General features: G+C 66.4%; 17 protein-coding genes. 8 read left to right on the top strand and 9 right to left on the bottom strand.

What is annotated here, in order from left to right; genetic code table 11:
- The first annotated feature begins 17 nt into the window (after window positions 1-17).
- From B6S44_RS26530 to B6S44_RS26555, 6 genes are read left to right on the top strand one after another with little or no spacing between them, the layout of a single operon-like run.
- Complete coding sequence (locus tag B6S44_RS26530; protein WP_164985986.1) at window positions 18-806, top strand: polysaccharide deacetylase family protein; 789 nt, start codon at window positions 18-20, stop codon at window positions 804-806.
- Window positions 803-2,029 carry a glycosyltransferase family 4 protein gene (locus B6S44_RS26535; protein WP_129159859.1) on the top strand — a complete coding sequence of 409 codons (1,227 nt, stop codon included), beginning with the start codon at window positions 803-805 and terminating at the stop codon, window positions 2,027-2,029. Before B6S44_RS26530 ends, B6S44_RS26535 begins: the two co-directional genes overlap by 4 nt.
- Window positions 2,029-3,243, top strand: a complete 1,215-nt coding sequence (locus tag B6S44_RS26540) for a glycosyltransferase family 4 protein (protein ID WP_129159860.1) — start codon at window positions 2,029-2,031, stop codon at window positions 3,241-3,243. The genes B6S44_RS26535 and B6S44_RS26540 overlap by 1 nt, the downstream gene beginning before the upstream one ends.
- Window positions 3,243-4,148: a methyltransferase domain-containing protein gene (locus B6S44_RS26545; RefSeq protein WP_129159861.1), complete on the top strand. Its 906-nt coding sequence runs from the start codon at window positions 3,243-3,245 to the stop codon at window positions 4,146-4,148. Before B6S44_RS26540 ends, B6S44_RS26545 begins: the two co-directional genes overlap by 1 nt.
- Window positions 4,145-5,392: a glycoside hydrolase family 5 protein gene (locus B6S44_RS26550; RefSeq protein ID WP_129159862.1), complete on the top strand. Its 1,248-nt coding sequence runs from the start codon at window positions 4,145-4,147 to the stop codon at window positions 5,390-5,392. Before B6S44_RS26545 ends, B6S44_RS26550 begins: the two co-directional genes overlap by 4 nt.
- Window positions 5,389-6,783, top strand: coding sequence for an acyltransferase family protein (locus B6S44_RS26555; RefSeq protein WP_129159863.1), 1,395 nt, complete (start codon window positions 5,389-5,391; stop codon window positions 6,781-6,783). The genes B6S44_RS26550 and B6S44_RS26555 overlap by 4 nt, the downstream gene beginning before the upstream one ends.
- A 25-nt stretch (window positions 6,784-6,808) precedes the next feature.
- On the opposite strand, the gene B6S44_RS26560 is transcribed toward B6S44_RS26555, so the two are convergent.
- The 9 genes from B6S44_RS26560 to B6S44_RS26600 form a co-directional block, all read right to left on the bottom strand.
- Window positions 6,809-7,258 (bottom strand): RrF2 family transcriptional regulator, encoded by a 450-nt coding sequence (locus tag B6S44_RS26560; RefSeq protein WP_129159864.1) that lies wholly within the window; start codon window positions 7,256-7,258, stop codon window positions 6,809-6,811.
- Between the two features lie 137 nt (window positions 7,259-7,395).
- Window positions 7,396-7,860 (bottom strand): cupin domain-containing protein, encoded by a 465-nt coding sequence (locus tag B6S44_RS26565; RefSeq protein ID WP_129159865.1) that lies wholly within the window; start codon window positions 7,858-7,860, stop codon window positions 7,396-7,398.
- Window positions 7,853-8,977 (bottom strand): RuBisCO large subunit C-terminal-like domain-containing protein, encoded by a 1,125-nt coding sequence (locus tag B6S44_RS26570; protein ID WP_129159866.1) that lies wholly within the window; start codon window positions 8,975-8,977, stop codon window positions 7,853-7,855. The genes B6S44_RS26565 and B6S44_RS26570 overlap by 8 nt, the downstream gene beginning before the upstream one ends.
- 73 nt (window positions 8,978-9,050) lie before the next feature.
- Window positions 9,051-9,977, bottom strand: coding sequence for an NADPH-dependent oxidoreductase (locus B6S44_RS26575; protein WP_248309772.1), 927 nt, complete (start codon window positions 9,975-9,977; stop codon window positions 9,051-9,053).
- Window positions 9,977-10,846 (bottom strand): ABC transporter permease, encoded by an 870-nt coding sequence (locus B6S44_RS26580; protein ID WP_129159867.1) that lies wholly within the window; start codon window positions 10,844-10,846, stop codon window positions 9,977-9,979. Before B6S44_RS26580 ends, B6S44_RS26575 begins: the two co-directional genes overlap by 1 nt.
- Window positions 10,843-11,730, bottom strand: coding sequence for an ABC transporter ATP-binding protein (locus B6S44_RS26585; protein WP_129159868.1), 888 nt, complete (start codon window positions 11,728-11,730; stop codon window positions 10,843-10,845). Before B6S44_RS26585 ends, B6S44_RS26580 begins: the two co-directional genes overlap by 4 nt.
- An 8-nt stretch (window positions 11,731-11,738) precedes the next feature.
- A complete protein-coding gene (locus B6S44_RS26590) occupies window positions 11,739-12,770 on the bottom strand; it encodes an ABC transporter substrate-binding protein (RefSeq protein ID WP_129159869.1) in 1,032 nt (343 codons plus the stop codon).
- Window positions 12,771-13,018: 248 nt separating this feature from the next.
- Window positions 13,019-14,971 carry an FAD-binding monooxygenase gene (locus B6S44_RS26595; RefSeq protein WP_129159870.1) on the bottom strand — a complete coding sequence of 651 codons (1,953 nt, stop codon included), beginning with the start codon at window positions 14,969-14,971 and terminating at the stop codon, window positions 13,019-13,021.
- 56 nt (window positions 14,972-15,027) lie between these two features.
- The gene (locus B6S44_RS26600) at window positions 15,028-15,810 is read right to left on the bottom strand and encodes a class II aldolase/adducin family protein (protein WP_129159871.1); all 783 of its coding nucleotides are present in this window, start codon (window positions 15,808-15,810) and stop codon (window positions 15,028-15,030) included.
- 446 nt (window positions 15,811-16,256) lie between these two features.
- Here B6S44_RS26600 and B6S44_RS26605 point away from each other — a divergent pair, with 446 nt between their 5' ends.
- Window positions 16,257-16,733: a MarR family winged helix-turn-helix transcriptional regulator gene (locus B6S44_RS26605; protein ID WP_465246142.1), complete on the top strand. Its 477-nt coding sequence runs from the start codon at window positions 16,257-16,259 to the stop codon at window positions 16,731-16,733.
- 269 nt (window positions 16,734-17,002) lie between these two features.
- Window positions 17,003-17,962, top strand: coding sequence for a Bug family tripartite tricarboxylate transporter substrate binding protein (locus tag B6S44_RS26610; protein ID WP_206735247.1), 960 nt, complete (start codon window positions 17,003-17,005; stop codon window positions 17,960-17,962).
- The last annotated feature ends 27 nt before the right edge of the window (window positions 17,963-17,989 follow it).

The following is a 17,989-nucleotide window of genomic DNA, read 5'->3' on the forward strand; positions in this document are numbered from 1 at the left end:
CGGTCACGATTCCCGCCCTGTCCGAACGCACTGCCCGCCTGCCGGCGCTGATCGATCAGTACGCCAGCCGACTCGAGAACCGGCTGATCCGGGCCGCGCCATGGCAGGTCATGCAGGTGCCGACACGCGAGCCGATCGTCTCATTCACCTTCGACGACGTGCCCGCTTCCGCTCTCGACCTGGGCGCGGCGATCCTCGAAGCGGACGGCGTGCGTGGCACATTCTACATTTCCGGTAGCCTGGAAGGGCGCATCGAGCCGGATCGCACCCTGATCGATCTGGCGGGCTGCAGGGAGCTCGCGGCGCGCGGCCACGAGATCGGGTGCCATAGCTATGCGCACCGGGATCTGCGGCATGTCGACGGTGATGCCCTGGTCGAGGATCTAGCGCGAAATGCGCGCTATCTCGACGGGATCGACCCACGGCCGGGCCGACGCAACTTCGCCTATCCCTACAACAATGGCTCCTTCGGCAAACGGAGCCTCCTCGCCGACGCCTTCCGGACCTGCCGTGCGGCAGGCGAAGGGATCAATCGCGGGCCGACGGACCCGACTTTCCTTCGGGCGGTCGAAATCCGGCAGCCGCAGCAGCATGTCCTGGGACTGGCTCGCTGGATCGAGGCGCTCGTGGCCAACCCCGGCTGGCTGATCTTCTTCACGCACGACATCTCGCCGAGGCCGACGCCCTATGGCTGTACACCGGCCAGCTTCCGGCTACTCGTCGGCTACGCGCTCGCACGCGGTTGCCAGGTGCTGACCGTCGACGCGGCGCTTGAGCGCATGGGGCTGCGGGAGCAGGCGAGATGACGTGCGCCCGGCGGCTCCTGGCCATCAACAACTACTTCTATCGACGCGGCGGCGCCGAGAGCGTCTTCCTCGACCATATCGACTTGTTCGCCGCGGCCGGCTGGGAGGTCGTGCCCTTCGCGATGCAGCACCCCGCCAACCTGCCGAGCGCCTGGTCCGACTATTTCGTTTCCGAGATCGAGTATGGCGGGGTCGGCGGCCCGATCACGAAGGCAAGGCAGGCTGCGAAGATCATCTTCTCGCTGGAGGCCCGCCGGAAGATCCGTGCCCTGATCGGCCGGGCGCCGCCGACGATCGCGCACGCCCACAACGTCTATCACCACATCTCGCCGTCGATCTTCGGCGCGCTCAAGGCCGAGGGCGTGCCGCTGGTCATGACGGCCCACGATCTGAAGATCGGCTGCCCGGCCTACAAAATGCTGAGCCAAGGCCGTGTCTGCGAACGCTGCCATGGCGGGCGGATCCACAACGTCCTGCTCCATCGCTGCGTCAAGGATTCGGCGCTGGTGAGCGGGCTCGTGCTGATGGAGACGCTGGTCCACCGCAGCCTCGGCCTCTACCGCAACACCATCGACCGCCTGATCGCGCCGAGCCGCTTCTACCGCGACAAGCTGGTGGAATGGGGATGGGACGCAAGCCGCATCACCTACATCCCGAACTGCATCGATACGAGCCAGTATTCGCCTGCGTTTCATGAGGACGACTATTTCGTCTATGCGGGGCGGCTCGCGCCGGAGAAGGGGCTGGTCACGCTCGTGCGTGCCGCCGCGCTGTCGCGCCAGCGACTGGTCCTGGCCGGCACCGGGCCCGAAGAGCCCGCCCTGCGCCATCTCGCATGGAATCTCGGTGCCGATGTCGTCTTCGCCGGTCATCTCGACAAGCCGGAGCTGAAGCGGCTGATCGGCGAGGCGCTGGCGCTGGTTCTCCCCTCCGAATGGTACGAGAACGCGCCGATCAGCGTCCTCGAAGCTTACGCGCTCGGGCGCCCGGTCATCGGCACGCGGATCGGCGGCATTCCGGAGCTGGTCGCCGATGGTGAGACCGGCCTCCTGGTGGAGCCGGGCAGCCCCGCGATGCTGGCCGATGCGCTCGCTGCGCTTGCGAGCCTATCGCCCACCGCACGCGCTGGTCTGGGCGCGGCCGGTCGCGATTGGGTTAGCCGGGAGTTCTCGCCCGACGGATACCGCGACCGCACCATGGACCTGTATGAGGCGCTCGGCTGATGTACACCTTGATCCCGCCGATCGATGCAAACCCGCCCGAACGGAAGGTGATCTTTGTCGGCTTGCGCGGCGTCCCCGAGATTCAGGGAGGGGTCGAAACCCACGTTGCCGCGATCTCGGCGCGCCTGGCGGAACGGGGTTGGCAGGTCGAAGTGCTCGGCCGTGCGCCGTATCTTCCGTCGCAACGGCCCTATACTTGGAAAGGCGTCACAGTCACGCCGGTCTGGGCACCGCGCTCGCGGAGCTTCGAGGCGCTGGCGCATACGGCCCTGGGCCTCATCGTCGCGGCCGGGCGCAATCCGGACCTCGTGCATATCCATGCGATCGGGCCGGCGCTGCTGACCCCCTTCGCGCGCCTGCTCGGCCTCCACGTCGTGGTGACGCATCACGGCTTCGACTATGAGCGCCAGAAATGGGGGCGCCTCGCCAAATCCATCCTGCGGACCGGCGAAGCGATGGGAATGCTGTTCTCCCATGCGAATATCGGCGTCTCGAAGGTGATCGTCGACAGCGTCCGCCGCAAATTCAGCGTCGGCGCGATCTTCATTCCGAACGGGGTCGAAAACCCGTTTCCGAAGCTGGACACCTCCTATCTCGACCGCATCCAGGTCACGCCAGGTCGCTATATTCTGAGCGTCGGCAGGATCGTCGAAGAGAAGCGGCATCTCGATCTGATCACGGCCTTCGCGCGCCTGAACGATCCCGGCCTCAAGCTCGTCATCGCCGGCACCGCCGATCACGCTGGTCCCTATCAGCGCGAGGTCGAGGCGGCGGCCGCGGCGACCCCCGGCGTTGTGATGGCAGGCTTCCAGCGCGGCAAGGCCCTGTCCCAACTCTATCGGCACACAGGTTTGTTCGTTCTGCCCTCGAGCCATGAAGGCATGCCGATGGTGCTGCTCGAGGCCCTCAGCTACGGGGCTCCCTGCCTCGCGAGCGACATCGACGCGAATCTCGCGCTCGATCTCGGGAGGGACAGCTATTTCCCCTTGGGCGAGGTCGATGCGCTCGCAGACGCGATGCGGCTGAGGCTCGCCGCGCCCAGCACGGCCGAAGGCGCGGAGCGCGCCGCCCGAGTCCTCGATTCCTTCGGCTGGGGCGCAATCGTCGAGCGCACCATGGATGTCTACGAGAGCGCGCTTCTCGGCTGGCGGCCGGGCAACATGCGGCATGGCGGTGCCGGCCTGCGGGCACGCGTCGAATTCGGGGGGCGGTGATGACGCCTGTCCTGCGGAATCTCGAAATGACGATCCTCGGCCTCGGTTTCCTCGGCCTGGCCTGGGGCAAGAGCAGGCTGCACGGCTACTCCACGCCGAACCGCGTCACGAAATCGGATGTCGAGGGGAAGATCGCCTATCTCCTCGACATCTTCGCTGCGCTCCGCCGCTTCCTGCCGCCTTATGTCGGTCTGCGCGGTCGCGACGTGCTGGAGCTGAGCCCCGGCGCGTCGCGCGGCAACGGCGTGCTCTTCCTTGCGCTCGGGGCGCGTTCCTATCACGCCATCGATGTCTTCGACCTCGCCGGCGACGAGGACCCGGCCTTCTATGAGCAACTGCTCGACCGCTTCCCAGAGGGTGGCGAGGCCGACCGGAAGCGCGCCCGGGCCATTGCCTGCAGCTTAGGCGCGCGTGAGTTCGGCTATGCCGTCGGGCGGGATTTCGACATCCCGCGCCTGGCCGAGGGGCGGAGCTTCGACCTGATCGTCAGCTGCGCCGCATTCGAGCACTATGACGGCCCTGCGGAGGCGATTGCGGGCCTGACGCAGGTCGCCCGGCCGGGTTGCGAGAGCGTCCACATCATCGATCTGCAGACGCATTCGCGCTGGATCCGCGAGCGTGACCCGAACAACATCTATCGCTACCCGGAGGCGGTCTACCGGCTCTTCCGTTTTCCGGGGCAGCCGAACCGGCAGCGTCCCGCCGACTATGTCCGCAGCTTCGCGGCCGAGGGCTGGAGCGGTGTCCGCTTCGTGCCGTCGCGCACGATCGACCCGGCACTTCGCGACGCCTCGCTGCGGGGTCTTGCTGCGCGCTTCGCGGATCGGGAAGACATGAGCATCCTCGATGGTGCCTTGACGGCACGCTATCCCGGCCTGGGTGGCGATTGGGGGATGGCATCATGACGAGCCGCCGCTCCGTCCTCGGCGGCCTTGCCGGCCTCGCGACGCTCGCCTCCTTCGGGACGCTGCAGGCCGCTAGCGGACCCGGCAGCGACCCCCCGCTGTTTCGCCGCGGCATCGGCGTCTCTCACGCATGGGGATGGGCCGATGTCGAGGCCGACGGCTCCTATGGCCAGGCGCCATTCTCGGCGCCGCGCTTTCGCTTCGACCTGGCACAGCGGCAGGCGATCCGTGCCGCCGGCTTCGATTTCGTACGCCTGGCTGTCGATGTCGGTCCTTTTCTGGCCTTCTCCGGCACGGCTCGCGACCAACTCGACGAGCGCCTCATCGGCACGGTGCGCGACCTGCTCGACGCTGATCTTGGCGTGATCGTCGACCTGCATCCGAGCGTGATGAATCCGGCCTATCGCCCCGCTGCACTGACGGCGGGCGTCGATACGCCGAATTTCCGGGCCGTATTGGCCTTGCAGCAGCGCCTGGCCGCGCGCCTGGGGCAACTGGCGCAGGACATAGCGACTACAGGGACGCCGAGGCTCGCATTCGAGCTGATGAACGAGCCGGAGCTACCGCAAGCGGCCTGGCAGCCCATGCTCGAAGCCACCTACAGGGCCGCGCGCAGCGGCTCGGCGACACTGCCGCTCGTGCTGGGCGGCGGCTCGATGAACGCGGCGGCAGCGCTGGCTGCGCTCGACATGCGCCCGTTCGCCGGCGATGCCCGCCTGCTCTATACCTATCACGACTACTCGCCCTGGCAGTTCACCCACCAAGGGGTGCGTGGAAATCCCGCCTATGCGCTGGACGCGATCGCCTATCCGGCGCCGGTCTCAGCCGAGGCGATGATCGCGGCGAGCCGGCGACGTATCAGCAGCCTCAATCTCGACGGCCCCGCCTTGGAGCAGGCGCGACAGGCGGAGCGGACGCTCGCGCGCTATGCCGGCTTCGATCGTTCGGCCCTCGAAAAGACCTTTCGACAGGTGAGTGCCTGGTGCAGCGCGCAGCACCTGCCCGCCCATGCCATCCTGCTCGGTGAGTTCGGGATCAACAGAACACCCTATCTCAGCACGCCCGAGGGCTCGACTGCACGCGAGACCTGGTTGCGCGACATGCGCGAACTCGCCGAGGCGCACGGCTTCGCCTGGGCGTGCTGGACCTATGCCGGGACGGGCGGGTTCGCGCTCGCCGAGAACGAGACCGGTCCGGGCTTCGACGCGGCGACCCGCCGCGCGCTGGGGCTCCTGCCGCGATGAGTCCCTCCACGCCACGCCAGCGCTATGCCAATCTCGACGCATTGCGCGCGATCGCGGCGCTTGCCGTGATGGTCGAGCACATGTTCGGCGACCTGCTCAGGCAGGTCCCGTCCGCAACCGGCCCGATGAGCACGCTCGCCCAGGCGCTCGTCCAGAATCTGAGTCTCGGCCGCTTTGGCGTGGCGCTGTTCTTCCTGATCAGCGGTTTCGTCGTGCCGTTCAGCATCGGCGGCGAGCGGCCGCTCCGGCATTTCGCCGTCTCGCGTTTGTTTCGGCTCTATCCGGCGCTGTGGCTGGCGCTGGCAGTGCTCGCGACGACGGCCTGGCTCGCCGGAGACGCGCCAAGGACGGCGACCGTGCTCGCCAACCTGACCATGGCGCCGCCTCTCTTCAGCCAGCCCTGGCTCTCGCCGATCCACTGGACCCTGTTCATCGAGTTGCTCTTCTACGTTCTCGTCGCGCTGCTGTTTTTCGCGGGGACGCTGAAACATGTTGGCGTTCTGCTGGCCCTAAGCCTCGCCCTGATCACCGCGACGGTCCTGCCCATCCAGCTGCGCACGCACGGCGTCGTCAACCTACCGATCCAGTATCTCGGCATGCATCTGTCCTTTCTGTTCCTCGGCCTGCTGCTGCGGTTATGGCTGGTCGAGCGGATGCGGGGAGCGCGCCTCTCGGCCGTGATTCTCGTGCTCGTTCAGCTCGCCGCGCTGCTCTCGGTCTCGCAGTTTTCCCTGGCGCGCGGCGACAATTTCGTCATGGAGGGACTACGGCCTGTCCTGAGCGCCTACGTCCTCGCTTTCGCGGTCTTCCTCGCCGCGATCAGACTGGAGCGGCCGCGCTCGCCCCTGCTCGCGCGGATCGGACTGACCAGCTATTCGATGTATCTGTTCCACGGCATGGTCAACGCCGCCGTCTATCGCGTCCTGCCCTTGACCGGACAGCTCGGCGACATCGCCACGATGCTGGTCTGCACCGGCCTGACCTTGCTGCTGTCCTGGCTGGTCTATCGGGTGGTTGAACGCCCGATGATCAAGCTCGGGCGCAGGATATCGTCGAAGCGCGACGTGGCCCTCGTCCCATCTTCACGGCTTGTAGACACCTTCCACCGGCAGGTGGAATGGAATGGCGCGCTCGTCGCCGCTACCGCCGGCGGACAGGACTCGGCACCTCATCCGCCACCGGATTGCCGCGCCGTCAGACACGGTGGTGACCGCTCGCTTGAGAGGCCGCTGGACCCGCCCCTGTCCGAGATCGTCGCCGAAGCGGCCCGGGAGGCGTCCGTCAGCGACAAGATCGTCGGCGGGATTCTTGGAACCGCGATCGCGGCTGTCACGCTGAGCTGGTTTGCACTGCTTGGATATGTCGGCTGGAAGATCGCCGAGTCGTTGTGATGATCCGTCCAGAGACGAATTGATTTCAGATCGCGAAGTCGATCTCCGGCTTGTGAGCTGCGGCGCGGCTGACGAGATCGGCGATGGTCGTATTGTCGACGACTGCCGCCATCGCGTCGCGCACCTCGCGCATTACAGAGCGGACGACGCAAGCTTCGATGTCACCGCAGTCCTGGCATGGCCTGAAGGCCGACTGGCTGGCGCAGTCGATCGGCGCGATCGGTCCTTCGAGGGCGCGGATGACCGCTCCGACCTTGATGGTCCGGGCCGGCTTCGCCAGCGCGTATCCGCCGCCCGGACCCTTCTTGCTGCGCAGCATGCCGGCATTGCGCAGATCCAGCAGGATGGCGTCGAGAAACTTCTTCGAGATGTTGTTGCGCTGGGCGATCTCGGCGATCTGGGCGGTCTCTCCAGCTTGGAGCGTCGCGAGATGGACCATCGCCTTGATGCCGTATTTGCCCTTGTTGGTCAGCACTGCCCATCCCCCACATAAAGGTACAGTATATCGATCTATTTTGCGGGGACTGCAAAGCGAGGACGCTTACGGAGGGACGGCCGGAGAACGGCGCTCTCCGCGGGCAGCAGCCTTTTAGTGATGACGCTAGGCCGCGCTCAGCCGTCGAGGAAGGCGGCGACCTCCGGCGAGGCTCGTAAGGTCGCCAGCTCCTCAGGTGTCGGCAAAGCAGGGCGGTCGCGGGTGGCGTCGACCAGGCAGAGAAAGCCGAGCGGTTCGTCGGGCGCGGCCTTGAACTGATGCCAGGTCCAGCCGGGGATCGTGACGAGGTCGAGCGGGCCGATCTCGCTTACTTCAGAGCCGACGAGGCAGCGCCCGCGTCCACGCACGATGACGACGCCATGGACATGGCCATGGCGCTCCAGCGTGGTATGGCCGCCGGGACCGATCTCGAAATAGCGCAACTCGCCGGCGAGGTCGGGCCGCGAGAACAGGATCTGGCGGGAGACGTCGTGGAACGGCGCATCGCCATCCTGCTTGTAGGCGAGGCGTTCGACGCCCTGCCAGGCGAAGCCGTCTTCGTGACGGCGCAGCGATGTCTCGTCCTTGATGGCGTCAGACATGGGATTCCGCCCGGACTTGCGCTTGCGAGTGGTGGTGGACCTGCGCGACGAACTCGGCGGTGGCTTGCCTCAGCCTGTCGCCTTCGGCGAGCAGGTTGCCGCCGATCAGCAGCATGACGTCGCGGCCATAGAAGTCGAGTATCTCCGGCACGCGCGCAACGCTCATGCCGCCGGCTGGAACCGGGGCGCTCGCCGCGAGCCCAGGCTCGGGCGCAAGCGCGGCCTCGGCAATACGCCTACAGGTCTCAGCGGAATAGCCGAAGCGGCCGCCATGGTTGGGGAAAATCACCGCATCGACGCCGGCAAGCCGCCAGAGCGTGCTCAGGCAGGCCGGATCGATCCGTGCCGCGCCGGCCAGGCTCGGATGGGCGAAGAACGCAATCTGCGGATAGTCGCGCCTCAACGCCTGAACGTTGGAGAGACCGAGGATCGCCGGTGCGACCATCGCGGTGTCGAGCCCTTCCTCGCCGGTGATGCGCAACTGCTCGCGTACGGCGTCGAGGCTGCCGGAAAGGCTCGGCACATAGCGGGTCGGATGACCCGTCTGCGAGACGGCGCGACGCACCGAAGCGGCGCAGGCTGCGACGCGCTGCGGGAACGGGCTGTAGGCTTGCGTCGCCAGCCCGTGATCATCCTTGACGTAATCGATGCCGCCCAGCGCAAAGGCCTCCGCCAGTCGCGCCAGCTCCTCCGGTGGCAGTCCTTGCGGTTTCAGAGCCGAACAGGTCAGGGCTCGCGCTCTCGCGTCAACGCGCTGGCGCAGGCCGTCGAGGCCAATCTGCGGGCCATCGCCGAGCGCAGTGCGCAGCTCCGGTGGCAACGCGATCTCGGCGAGCGTCAGTTCATCGTGCAGCGAGGAGTTGCCGAACAGCATGTTGAGAAGCTGGCCGGCATCGTCGCCCACCGTCGCGGCCGAGAGCAGGATGCGGATCGCATGCAGGCCGTTGCCCTTTGGCTCAACCGCGACGACACGGCCGAGGATCTCACCGAGCACATAGGGGTCATCGACCGCCTCGGGCGGCATCTCGATGCTCTGCTCGATGGCGATTGCTCTCGCCCGCGCCTCGGCATCCTCAGGCGCGCCGCGCAGATGATAAGTGACTTCGATCCAGCTCATCGTCGATCCCGCGGAAACGGGGCTCCGTCATTCCTGTCCCGCACCACTATAGTGCTGCAGCCGTGAGTGCACCTCAACGCAGCGCGAAGCCGAGCGCGGTCAATGCATCGCGGATGCGGTCGCGACCGCTGAGGGATTGCGGACCGGCGACACGGGCGAGCGCCTGGCGCGACCATGGCACCTGCGGGATCTTCTGCTCGCTTTGGAAGTCCTGGATCGCTCCGTCATAAGCCGCTATCGGCTCCGGCGCGTAGCCGGCGCCGTATTGCTCGCGGTGGAGGACAAGGGCGGGCGAAAGCCGCGGCTTGATCCCGGTGACGACCTCGGGAGCGGGATAGCCGACGCAGAGGCCAAACACCGGGAAGACCTTCGGCGGCAGCCCGAGCTCCCGGGCCACCCGTTCGGGATCGTTGCGCAGCGCGCCGATATAGACCGTGCCAAGGCCGAGGCTCTCGGCGGCCAGAACCGCGTTCTGCGCGGCGAGCGCGGCGTCAATGATGCCGACGAACAGGGTCTCGAGATAGTCGAGGGCATCGACTGCATGCTCGCGAGCGGCTCCCAGTTCGCACAGCCGGCTGAGATCGGCGAGGAAGACCAGCAGCGTCGGAGCCTGCAGGATGTGCTTCTGGTTGCCCGTGACCTCGGCGAGGCGCGCCTTGCGGGCAGGGTCCGAGACCGCAACCACGCTCCAGGTCTGCAGATTGGAGGAGCTGGCTGCGGATTGCCCGGCCGCGACCAATGTCTCGATCGTGCCTTCGGGCAGCGGATCGGGCTTGTAGGAGCGCACCGAGCGATGCGCCAGGATCTGGCCGATGACCTCGTTCCACTGCGCCGGTTCCGGCTGGCCCTCGGCGCGATAGCGCGCCCGCAGCAGCGTTTGCGCGTCGTCTCCAGCGGAAACTTCGGAGAGCGCGCCGTGAGGAGCGTCCGTGGCATGCAGGGCAGCGGTCATTGTCGGGAACCCGTTCAGGAAGGCATGGGTCAGCGAGGAAAGCGGCATCAGCGCGCCATGCCCCAGCGCCTGATCGTCGTCCTCTCGATCGCCGCGAAGACGAGGTTCTCGACGACGAGGCCGATCAGGATCACCAGGAGCAAGCCGGCGAAGACCTTGTCGGTATAGAGTTCGTTGCGGTTCTGGAAGATGTACCAGCCGAGGCCGCCGCGCCCCGAGGAAGCGCCGAAGACGAGCTCGGCGGCGATCAGCGTACGCCAGGCGAAGGCCCAGCCGATCTTGAGGCCGGACAGAATCGCCGGCAGCGCCGCCGGTACGAGGATGCCGAAGACATAGCGCAGGCCCGTGAGCCCGTAATTGCGGCCGGCCATGCGCAATGTGTCGGGCACGCCCTGGAAACCGGCGAAGGTGTTGAGCGCGACCGGCCAGAGCACCGAATGGATCAGCACGAAGATCAGGCTGCCCGAACCGAGGCCGAACCAGAGCAGAGCCAAGGGTAAGAGCGCGATCGCCGGCAACGGGTTGAACATCGCGGTCAGCGTCGAGAGCAGGTCGCGCCCGATCTGGGTCGAGATGGCGAGCGTGGTCAGCAGGAAAGCGAGCGCCAGCCCCGCCGCATAGCCTTGCGCCAGCACGACCAGCGAGAGCCGGGCGCGTTGGAGTAGTTCGCCGCTTGCGAGCCCTTCGAACAGGGCCTGAACCGTGGCGAGGAAGGTGGGTAGCAAGAGCTCGTTGTCCTGCCAGCGCGCCAGCGCCTCCCAGAGCAGGGCAAGGACGACAAGTATCAGGCCCTTGCGCAGCCAGCCCTGCGCGGCGAGGCGCTCGACCAGCGGGCGCGGCCGCTCGAGTGCCGTCGCGACGAAGGGCGGCAGCGGCTGGTCGTATTCCGGCCGGATCGGCGGCTGGGCGAGGCTCATCGTTGTGCCTCTCCCGCACCGGCGTGCTCATGCTCGAACAGCCGCTCGTGCAGGCGCCGAACGGCTGCCTGGAACGGTGCCCCGCCAGTGCTGGCGAGATCGAATTCGTGGCTGTTGAACTCCGCCCGCAGCCGGCCGGGATGGGCTGAGAGCACCGCGACGCGGTTGCCGACGATCAGCGCCTCCTCGATCGAATGAGTGACGAAGAGCAGGGTGAAGCGGACCTCGTCCCAGAGCGCGAGCAGTTCCTCCTGCATCCTGCGCCGGGTCAGCGCGTCGAGCGCGGCGAAGGGCTCGTCCATCAGGAGGATGCTCGGCTGCATGGCGAGCGCGCGGGCGATCGCGACCCGCTGCTTCATGCCGCCGGAGAGCTGGTGTGGATAGCTGTCGGCGAATTTGGCGAGCCCGACCTTCTCGACATAGTGGCGCGCCCTCTCTTCAGCCTCGCGGCGCGGGAGCGTGCGCGAGGCTGTGAGCGGGAAGGTGACGTTCTGCAGCACGGTCTTCCACGGCGGGAGCTGGTCGAACTCCTGGAAGACAACGATGCGGTCGGGGCCGGGGCCGCTGACCGGCCGGCCGCCGAGCCGAATCTCGCCCTCGACCGGGGCGATGAAGCCGGCGACGGCCTTGAGCAGGGTCGACTTGCCGCATCCGGACGGGCCGAGCAGCACGAAACGGTCGGCCTCGTAAACGTCGAAGCCGACCCGGTGCGTCGCGCGCACGATGTGCTCGGCGGTGCGGTATTCGAGGCTGACGCCGTCGACCTGCAGGAGCGGCCCCGCGCCGGCAGCGGCCACTGGAGCCGGCGCGCGCTGAGCCGCCCGCGACTGCCGGATCTCGGTCACCGAGGTGTCGCGCAGGAGTTCGTCGGCGACGAGCGTCATGCTGGCTCTCAGCTGCCCGCGGCGATGCGCGGATCGGTGAAGAAATAATCGCTCAGTGCCTTCGGCTCGTTCTTGATCGCGCCGACACGGTGCAGGAACTGGCCGAGGCCGAGCGTGTTCTGCGGCTCGACCTTGAAGGTCACTTCGGGATTCTTGATGACCTGGAGCAGGAGCTTGCGGTCGCCCTTGCCGCCATTGGCCTTGAGATAGATATCGGCGGCCTCATCGGGATTGGCGGCGATCAACTTCGCGGCTTCATCGAGCGCATCGAGGAAGGCGCGATAGGTCTTCGGCGCCTCCTTGTAGAATTTCTCGGTGCCATAGAGCACGGTCGAGGAGGCGGGTCCGCCCTGGACCTCATAGGAATTCAAGACGATGCGGGCTTTCGGGTTCTCGGCCAGCTCCTGCTCCTGGAAGGGCGGGTTGCCGAAATGGCCGGTGATCTCGGTGCCGCCCTTGATGATCGCGGCGGCAGCCTCGGGATGGGGCAGGGCGACGCTGATCTTGTCGAGCCGGTCGAACTCCTTGTCGCCCCAGAGCTTGGCCGAGGCCCATTGCAGGACGCGCGACTGCACGGAAACGCCGACGGCGGGCAGGGCGATCCTGTCCTTCTCGGTGAAGTCGGCGATCGTCTTCACATTCGGGTTGTTGGTGACGAGGTAGTAGGGGAAGTTGCCGAGCGAGGCGACGCCCTTGACGTTCTGCCTGCCCTTGGTGCGATCCCACAGCGTGAACAGCGGGCCGACACCGGCACCGGCGATCTCGATCGAGTTCGAGAGCAGGGCGTCGTTGACCGCCGCGCCGCCGGAGAGCTGCAGGAACTCGACCTTGATGTCGACGCCGGCCGCCTTGCCGTGTTTCTCGATCAGCTTCTGCTCGGCGGCGACGTCGAGCAGCAGGTAGACGACGCCGAACTGCTTGGCGATGCGCAGCTGGCCCTCGGCAGCCGAAGCCGCGCTGGTGATGCCGAACGACAGCGCCGTGCCGACCATCACTGCGGCCGCCTGCCGGCGCGACAAGAGGTTGTTCCAAATCGCCATCTCGAACTCCTGAAAACGCTGCGGCGGACCGTGCCCAGGCCGCGCTGAGCCATGCCGAAACTTGCGGCCCGGCAGCGCAAGCGTCAACGAGAATGTTCTTTTTAAAGAACAGGTAGCGAAGGGTGATTATTGCCCCGAGCGCGGCGGCCGGGAAAGATTTGTCCTCCTAGGCCGATGAGCCGGTGTCTCTCCAGTTGAGGGGCGGGATCCGGCCATGATTTGCAGGTATCGTTCTCTTTAAGAAACGTTCACTGCGGTGCCTGGGGTGCCATGAAAGCGGCGAAGAAGGCGGCCAGGGCTGCGTGGTCATCGAGCGGAAGGACGTTGGCGATGTATTGGTCGGGCCGCACGATCACCAGGCAACCATGCTCGCGATCGATGCCGCGTGCAGCGAAGATATCCTGACCGCTACGAAGTTCGGGGCAGAACACCTTCTCATAGTCGATCAGGCCGAGCCGGCCCTTGCGGGGCAGGAGCAAGCTCGGCAGGGCATCGACGGCGACGTCGCGATGGGCCTGCTGAAGGATCGCGCGCAGGTCGATGACCGCATCGACATCGTCACCGGGCCGCGTATGTCGCCGCAGGGGTGACGAGGGCGAATCCGTAAGGAAGTCGCACAAGGCACGCAGGCGCGACGTGCCCGAAGACGGATCGGTGCGGTCGGCGAAAACGTAGAGACGCCAGCGGCCATCAGCCTGTGCGACATGGCCGAGCTCAACCGGCTTGGCGTCGCCGAGGCGGATCACCGGCGCCGAATGGAAGCGCGCGCCGATCGCCAATCCCTTTGCCAGACCGGCATGGGTCGGCTGACCGGTCAGGGTCGAGGGCGCGTAGCGGGTCGCGGTGCCCGCGGTGTAGCGGCCGTGCCTGACGAAATAGGCTTCGACCTCCTTGGGATCGACGCCGTCTCCGCTTTCCGAGGTTCTCAGCGGTGCGCTCAGCATCTTCGCCCATTCGCGATCGAAATCGATCAGCTCCTTGGCGATCGCCTGACGTTCGGCCGAGTAGCTGTGCAGCAGCCCGGGCGGGCATTGCCCGCGCAGGACCGCGGCCAGCTTCCAGCCGAGGTTGAAGCTGTCCTGCATCGAGACGTTCATGCCCTGGCCGGCTTTCGGGCTATGGGTATGGCAGGCATCGCCGGCGATGAAGACGGCAGGCAGGCGTTGCTCGACCTCCTCTGCCGGCACATCGTCGAACTTGTCGCAGAGGCGCTGGCCGATCTCGTAGACCGACCACCAGGCGACCTCCTTCACCTCGAACGAGTAGGGCCGCAGGATGCGCTGCGCCGCGGCGATCAGGTGCTCGACGCCGATATTGCGGCTCGCGACCCGCTCGTTCTCGCTGAGCTTGTCGAGCTCGACATAGATCCGGATCAGATAGCCGCCCTCGCGCGGGATGATGATGATCGTGCCCTCGCCGGCGGACTGGATCAGCGCCTTCAGCCGGACATCCGGGAAGTCGGTGACGGCGAGCACATCCATGACACCCCAGGCCTGGTTGGCGGAATCGCCCTCCAGCGCTCGCCCGATCGACTTGCGCACGGCGCTGCGCGCGCCATCGCAGCCAACGACATAGCGGGCCCTGACGGTCTCGATCTCGCCCTCATGCGCGGGATCGACACGTTCCAGCTTTACGGTCACCGGGTGCGATGACGCGCTGCCGTCGGCATTGCGGGCGGTGTCGATCTGCAGGTCGAGCAGGCGCCGGGAATAATCCGGCTCCAGCCGGCTCGGCGAGCGTCGCATGACATCGAGGAAGAAGTCGTGGATCCGTGCCTGGTTCAGGATCACATGCGGGAACTCGGAGAGCCCGTCCTCGACATCCTGGATCCGGCCGCTGCGAACGATCGCTTCCGGCTGGGTCGCATCGGGTTTCCAGAACACCGTCTCGTTGACCCAGTAGCTTTCCTTGAGCACGCGTTCGGAAAAGCCGAAGGCATCGAACATCTCGATGGTGCGGCAGGCAATGCCGTCAGCCTGTCCGAGCTCCAGCGGTCCAGGCTTCTGCTCGACGATCCGCGTGGTGATCTTGGGGAAGGCCGCCAGTTGCGCCGCCAGCGTCAGGCCGGCAGGGCCGCAGCCGACGATCAGCACGTCGACTTCCTGTGGCAGTGAGGCGCCGGTCGAGGATGTCGCGAGCTCGGTTGCGGGCTCGGAGACGGCGGGATCGCCGGTCCGAAAGCCGTTGAGATGAAACTGCATGGAGGCCCCCTTCAACGAAGCGGAATGATCGAGGTGCTTGCGTTGGCTGAAGGCCGTCAGCGCCGGCGGGCGCGGGCCTGTTCGAGCCACATCTCCCAGGGGCGATGGACCTGCGCCTCGATGCTGGCGACGCAGGCGCGGCTTTCGCCCTCGGTGAGATAGGTGACTTCGCCGAGCTGCATCGCCTGGAGCTGATAGCGCGCGTTAAGCTCGGCATAGACGGCCCGGTAGACCGCCTGCTTGATCGAGTAGCCGACGACGGTCGAGCCATGGCCGCGCATCAGCACGATGTCGTGGCCGTCGAAATGCTCGGCGAGTGCGCGGCCGAGATGGTTGTTGCTGATCAGGAGATCGGTCGCGTCGCCGCCAGCCTCGCGGATCTCGAAGACCGGTGCGCCCTGGCCGACGAAGCCGGCCATGTGGAACATCGCACGGAGGCGCGTGCCCTTGACCACGCTCAGCGGCACGATCGAATGCGAGTGGCTGTGAACCACAGCCATCACGTCGGGGCGCTTGCGGAAGATCTCGGCGTGTATGAAGCGTTCGAGATAGACCTTGCGGCCGTTGGCGTTCACCGCCTCGCCGTTGAGCGTGAACTCGACGATGTCTTCGGCCTCGACCCGGCTCGGCGCCATGTTGCGGGCGAGCAGGAAGCGATCGGGCCGGCCGTCATGGCGCACGCTGATATGGCCGAAGGCATCGACGACACCCTGATCAAACAGGATGTGATTGGCCGCGACGAGATCCGCGACGATCTCCGGTGACGGCGCGACTGAGGCTGTGGCCGTGTCGGCGATATCGACAGCGATGGGGTGGTGGCCATGGTCCGAGGTGCACATAGGTCGGTCTCTCCGAAATCGCCTTGATCGCAGCGTTCTACAGGCCAGCCAGTGCCGGTACAGCAGTCGGTCCGCCGTGCCAGCGCAGACAATCAGAAGGGATCGAGGAGGTGCGAAGGCGTTGCGGCAGCGCGGATTCCCGAAGCCGGAAATCGGCTAGCCATCCTCCCATTGCTCGATCTCTGATAGATCGTCCGTATACTGATTAACAGGATACGCGCAGATTTTTGGCTGTCAACCGCGCCGGCGGCGTCGGTGAGTTGCGACGAGTGCCGCTCTCGTGGGGACGGTTTGACCGCTTACGGAATGAAAGCATACGATCTATAGCGGAGCTCGCCGATCTGGCCGGGCAATGTTCGCCTGTGCCGGGTGGTGAAGAACCTGAAGTGCTGAAATCCGAGCGGCGAGACCTGCTGCTGTTTCACCAAGGCAAAGCGACGATGGCGATGGACGATATCTACCATATGCCCGGCCATCTCATTCGGCGCGCGCAGCAGATCGCCGTCTCACTCTTTCTCGAGGAATGCGCGCCGGTCGATCTCACTCCCGTCCAGTTCGCGGCGCTGGTTACGGTGCGCGACAATCCCGGCATCGACGCGACCCGCCTGTCGGCGCTCGTCGCCTTCGACCGCTCGACGCTTGGCAATGTGCTGGAGCGGATGGAAGCGAAGGAGCTGATCCTGCGTTCGGGCAGCAAGGACGACAAGCGCATCAAGGTGCTGCACCTCTCGCCGAAGGGCGAGCGCATCCTGCAGGAAGCCGGGCCGCTGGCGCAGCGGGCCCAGGAGCGCATCCTCGCTCCGCTCGCGCCGGAGGATCGCGAGATCTTCATGCGCATGCTCGGGCAGCTCGTCGAGCTCAACAACGACGCCTCACGGGTGCCGCTGCGGCTGGCTGCGGTTCGCCCTTCCGACGCGGCCTGACGGCCCGGCGTTTCCCGGCATCGAGATCGCGGTCAGTGCAATTTCACGAGCTTCGATGTCTCGGGGTTCGTGAGCGTGTGGTTTGACAGGTCCGAGATGTGGTGCATACTGATAATGAGTATGCGTTCTTATCTCGCGAATTGATCGGCGGGAGCCGCCAGCGTCCATCGTTGGCGGGCCTATTCCGCGACGGGATCGGGATCGCAGACGGCCCTTTCGACGTGACTCGAGAACCGCCGGCAAGGCGGCCATATCTGGAGGAAACCCTGGTGATCATCACAAGACGTGCCGCCTTGGCCGGGCTCGCCGCGGGCGCGCTCGCACCCCGTGCAGCCCTGGCTCAACGCAAGATCGTAAGGCTCGTCGTACCCGCTGCTGCGGGCGGGGCCATCGACGTCATCGGGCGGCTCTATGCGCAGCGCATCGCTCCTGCGCTCGACGAATCCTGGGTGGTCGAGAACAAGGCTGGCGCCAGCAACACGCTCGGTGCTGCCGATGTCGCGCGGTCAGCGCCCGACGGCACGACCTATCTGACCAATGCCGACATCCACATCATGGCGAAGCACGTCATGCGCAGCGTGTCCTACGATCCGCTGAGCGATTTCACGCCGATCTCGCGCTTTGCGACCTCGCCGATGGTGCTGATCGGCTCGACCAAGACACCCGAGACCATGCCCGGGCTGATCGCCGATATGAAGGCCAAGCCCACTGAGTACACCTTCGCCAATTCGGCGCTGGGCAGCATGGGCCATCTCGCCACCGAGAGCTTCAAGCGCCGCACCGGCACGAGCGCGGAACTGGTCAATTATCGCGGCACCGCTCCGGCGATCACCGACGTGGTCGCCGCCCAGGTTCCGCTGATGGTCGCCCCGCTCGGCTCGGCCCTGTCGTTCATCAACGATGGCAAGGTGCGTGCCTTCGCGATCATGGGCGCGCAACGCAGCAAGCTTCTGCCGAACGTGCCGACCGCCGGCGAACTCGGGCTGGCGGATATCGACTTCACGCTCTGGTATGGCCTGTGGGGGCCGAAGGGCCTGCCGGCCGAGACGGTGCAGCGTGTCAATGCGACGGTGCAGGCGGCGTCGAAGGATCGCGAAATCGTCGAGAAGCTGACTGCGCTCGGTGCCGAAGCGGTGACGGAGGACGCTGCCAGCTTCGCGAAGTTCATCGAGGCCGAGACCCTGCGCGCCAACCGCGTGGTTGAAGAAGCCGGCATCAAGCCGGGCTAGAGCGCACTCCGGCCAGCTTGGGGTGCA

The organism is Allobosea sp. Tri-44 (assembly GCF_004123845.1).
Classification (GTDB): domain Bacteria; phylum Pseudomonadota; class Alphaproteobacteria; order Rhizobiales; family Beijerinckiaceae; genus Allobosea.

Coding starts and splice junctions, on each gene's coding strand:
- B6S44_RS26590 (WP_129159869.1), bottom strand. CDS start 12,770: ATGGCGATTTGGAACAACCTCTTGTCGCGCCGGCAGGCGGCCGCAGTG.
- B6S44_RS26550 (WP_129159862.1), top strand. CDS start 4,145: ATGACGAGCCGCCGCTCCGTCCTCGGCGGCCTTGCCGGCCTCGCGACG.
- B6S44_RS26600 (WP_129159871.1), bottom strand. CDS start 15,810: ATGTGCACCTCGGACCATGGCCACCACCCCATCGCTGTCGATATCGCC.
- B6S44_RS26580 (WP_129159867.1), bottom strand. CDS start 10,846: ATGAGCCTCGCCCAGCCGCCGATCCGGCCGGAATACGACCAGCCGCTG.
- B6S44_RS26575 (WP_248309772.1), bottom strand. CDS start 9,977: ATGCCGCTTTCCTCGCTGACCCATGCCTTCCTGAACGGGTTCCCGACA.
- B6S44_RS26535 (WP_129159859.1), top strand. CDS start 803: ATGACGTGCGCCCGGCGGCTCCTGGCCATCAACAACTACTTCTATCGA.
- B6S44_RS26585 (WP_129159868.1), bottom strand. CDS start 11,730: ATGACGCTCGTCGCCGACGAACTCCTGCGCGACACCTCGGTGACCGAG.
- B6S44_RS26605 (WP_465246142.1), top strand. CDS start 16,257: ATGGACGATATCTACCATATGCCCGGCCATCTCATTCGGCGCGCGCAG.
- B6S44_RS26545 (WP_129159861.1), top strand. CDS start 3,243: ATGACGCCTGTCCTGCGGAATCTCGAAATGACGATCCTCGGCCTCGGT.
- B6S44_RS26595 (WP_129159870.1), bottom strand. CDS start 14,971: ATGCAGTTTCATCTCAACGGCTTTCGGACCGGCGATCCCGCCGTCTCC.
- B6S44_RS26565 (WP_129159865.1), bottom strand. CDS start 7,860: ATGTCTGACGCCATCAAGGACGAGACATCGCTGCGCCGTCACGAAGAC.
- B6S44_RS26570 (WP_129159866.1), bottom strand. CDS start 8,977: ATGAGCTGGATCGAAGTCACTTATCATCTGCGCGGCGCGCCTGAGGAT.
- B6S44_RS26540 (WP_129159860.1), top strand. CDS start 2,029: ATGTACACCTTGATCCCGCCGATCGATGCAAACCCGCCCGAACGGAAG.
- B6S44_RS26555 (WP_129159863.1), top strand. CDS start 5,389: ATGAGTCCCTCCACGCCACGCCAGCGCTATGCCAATCTCGACGCATTG.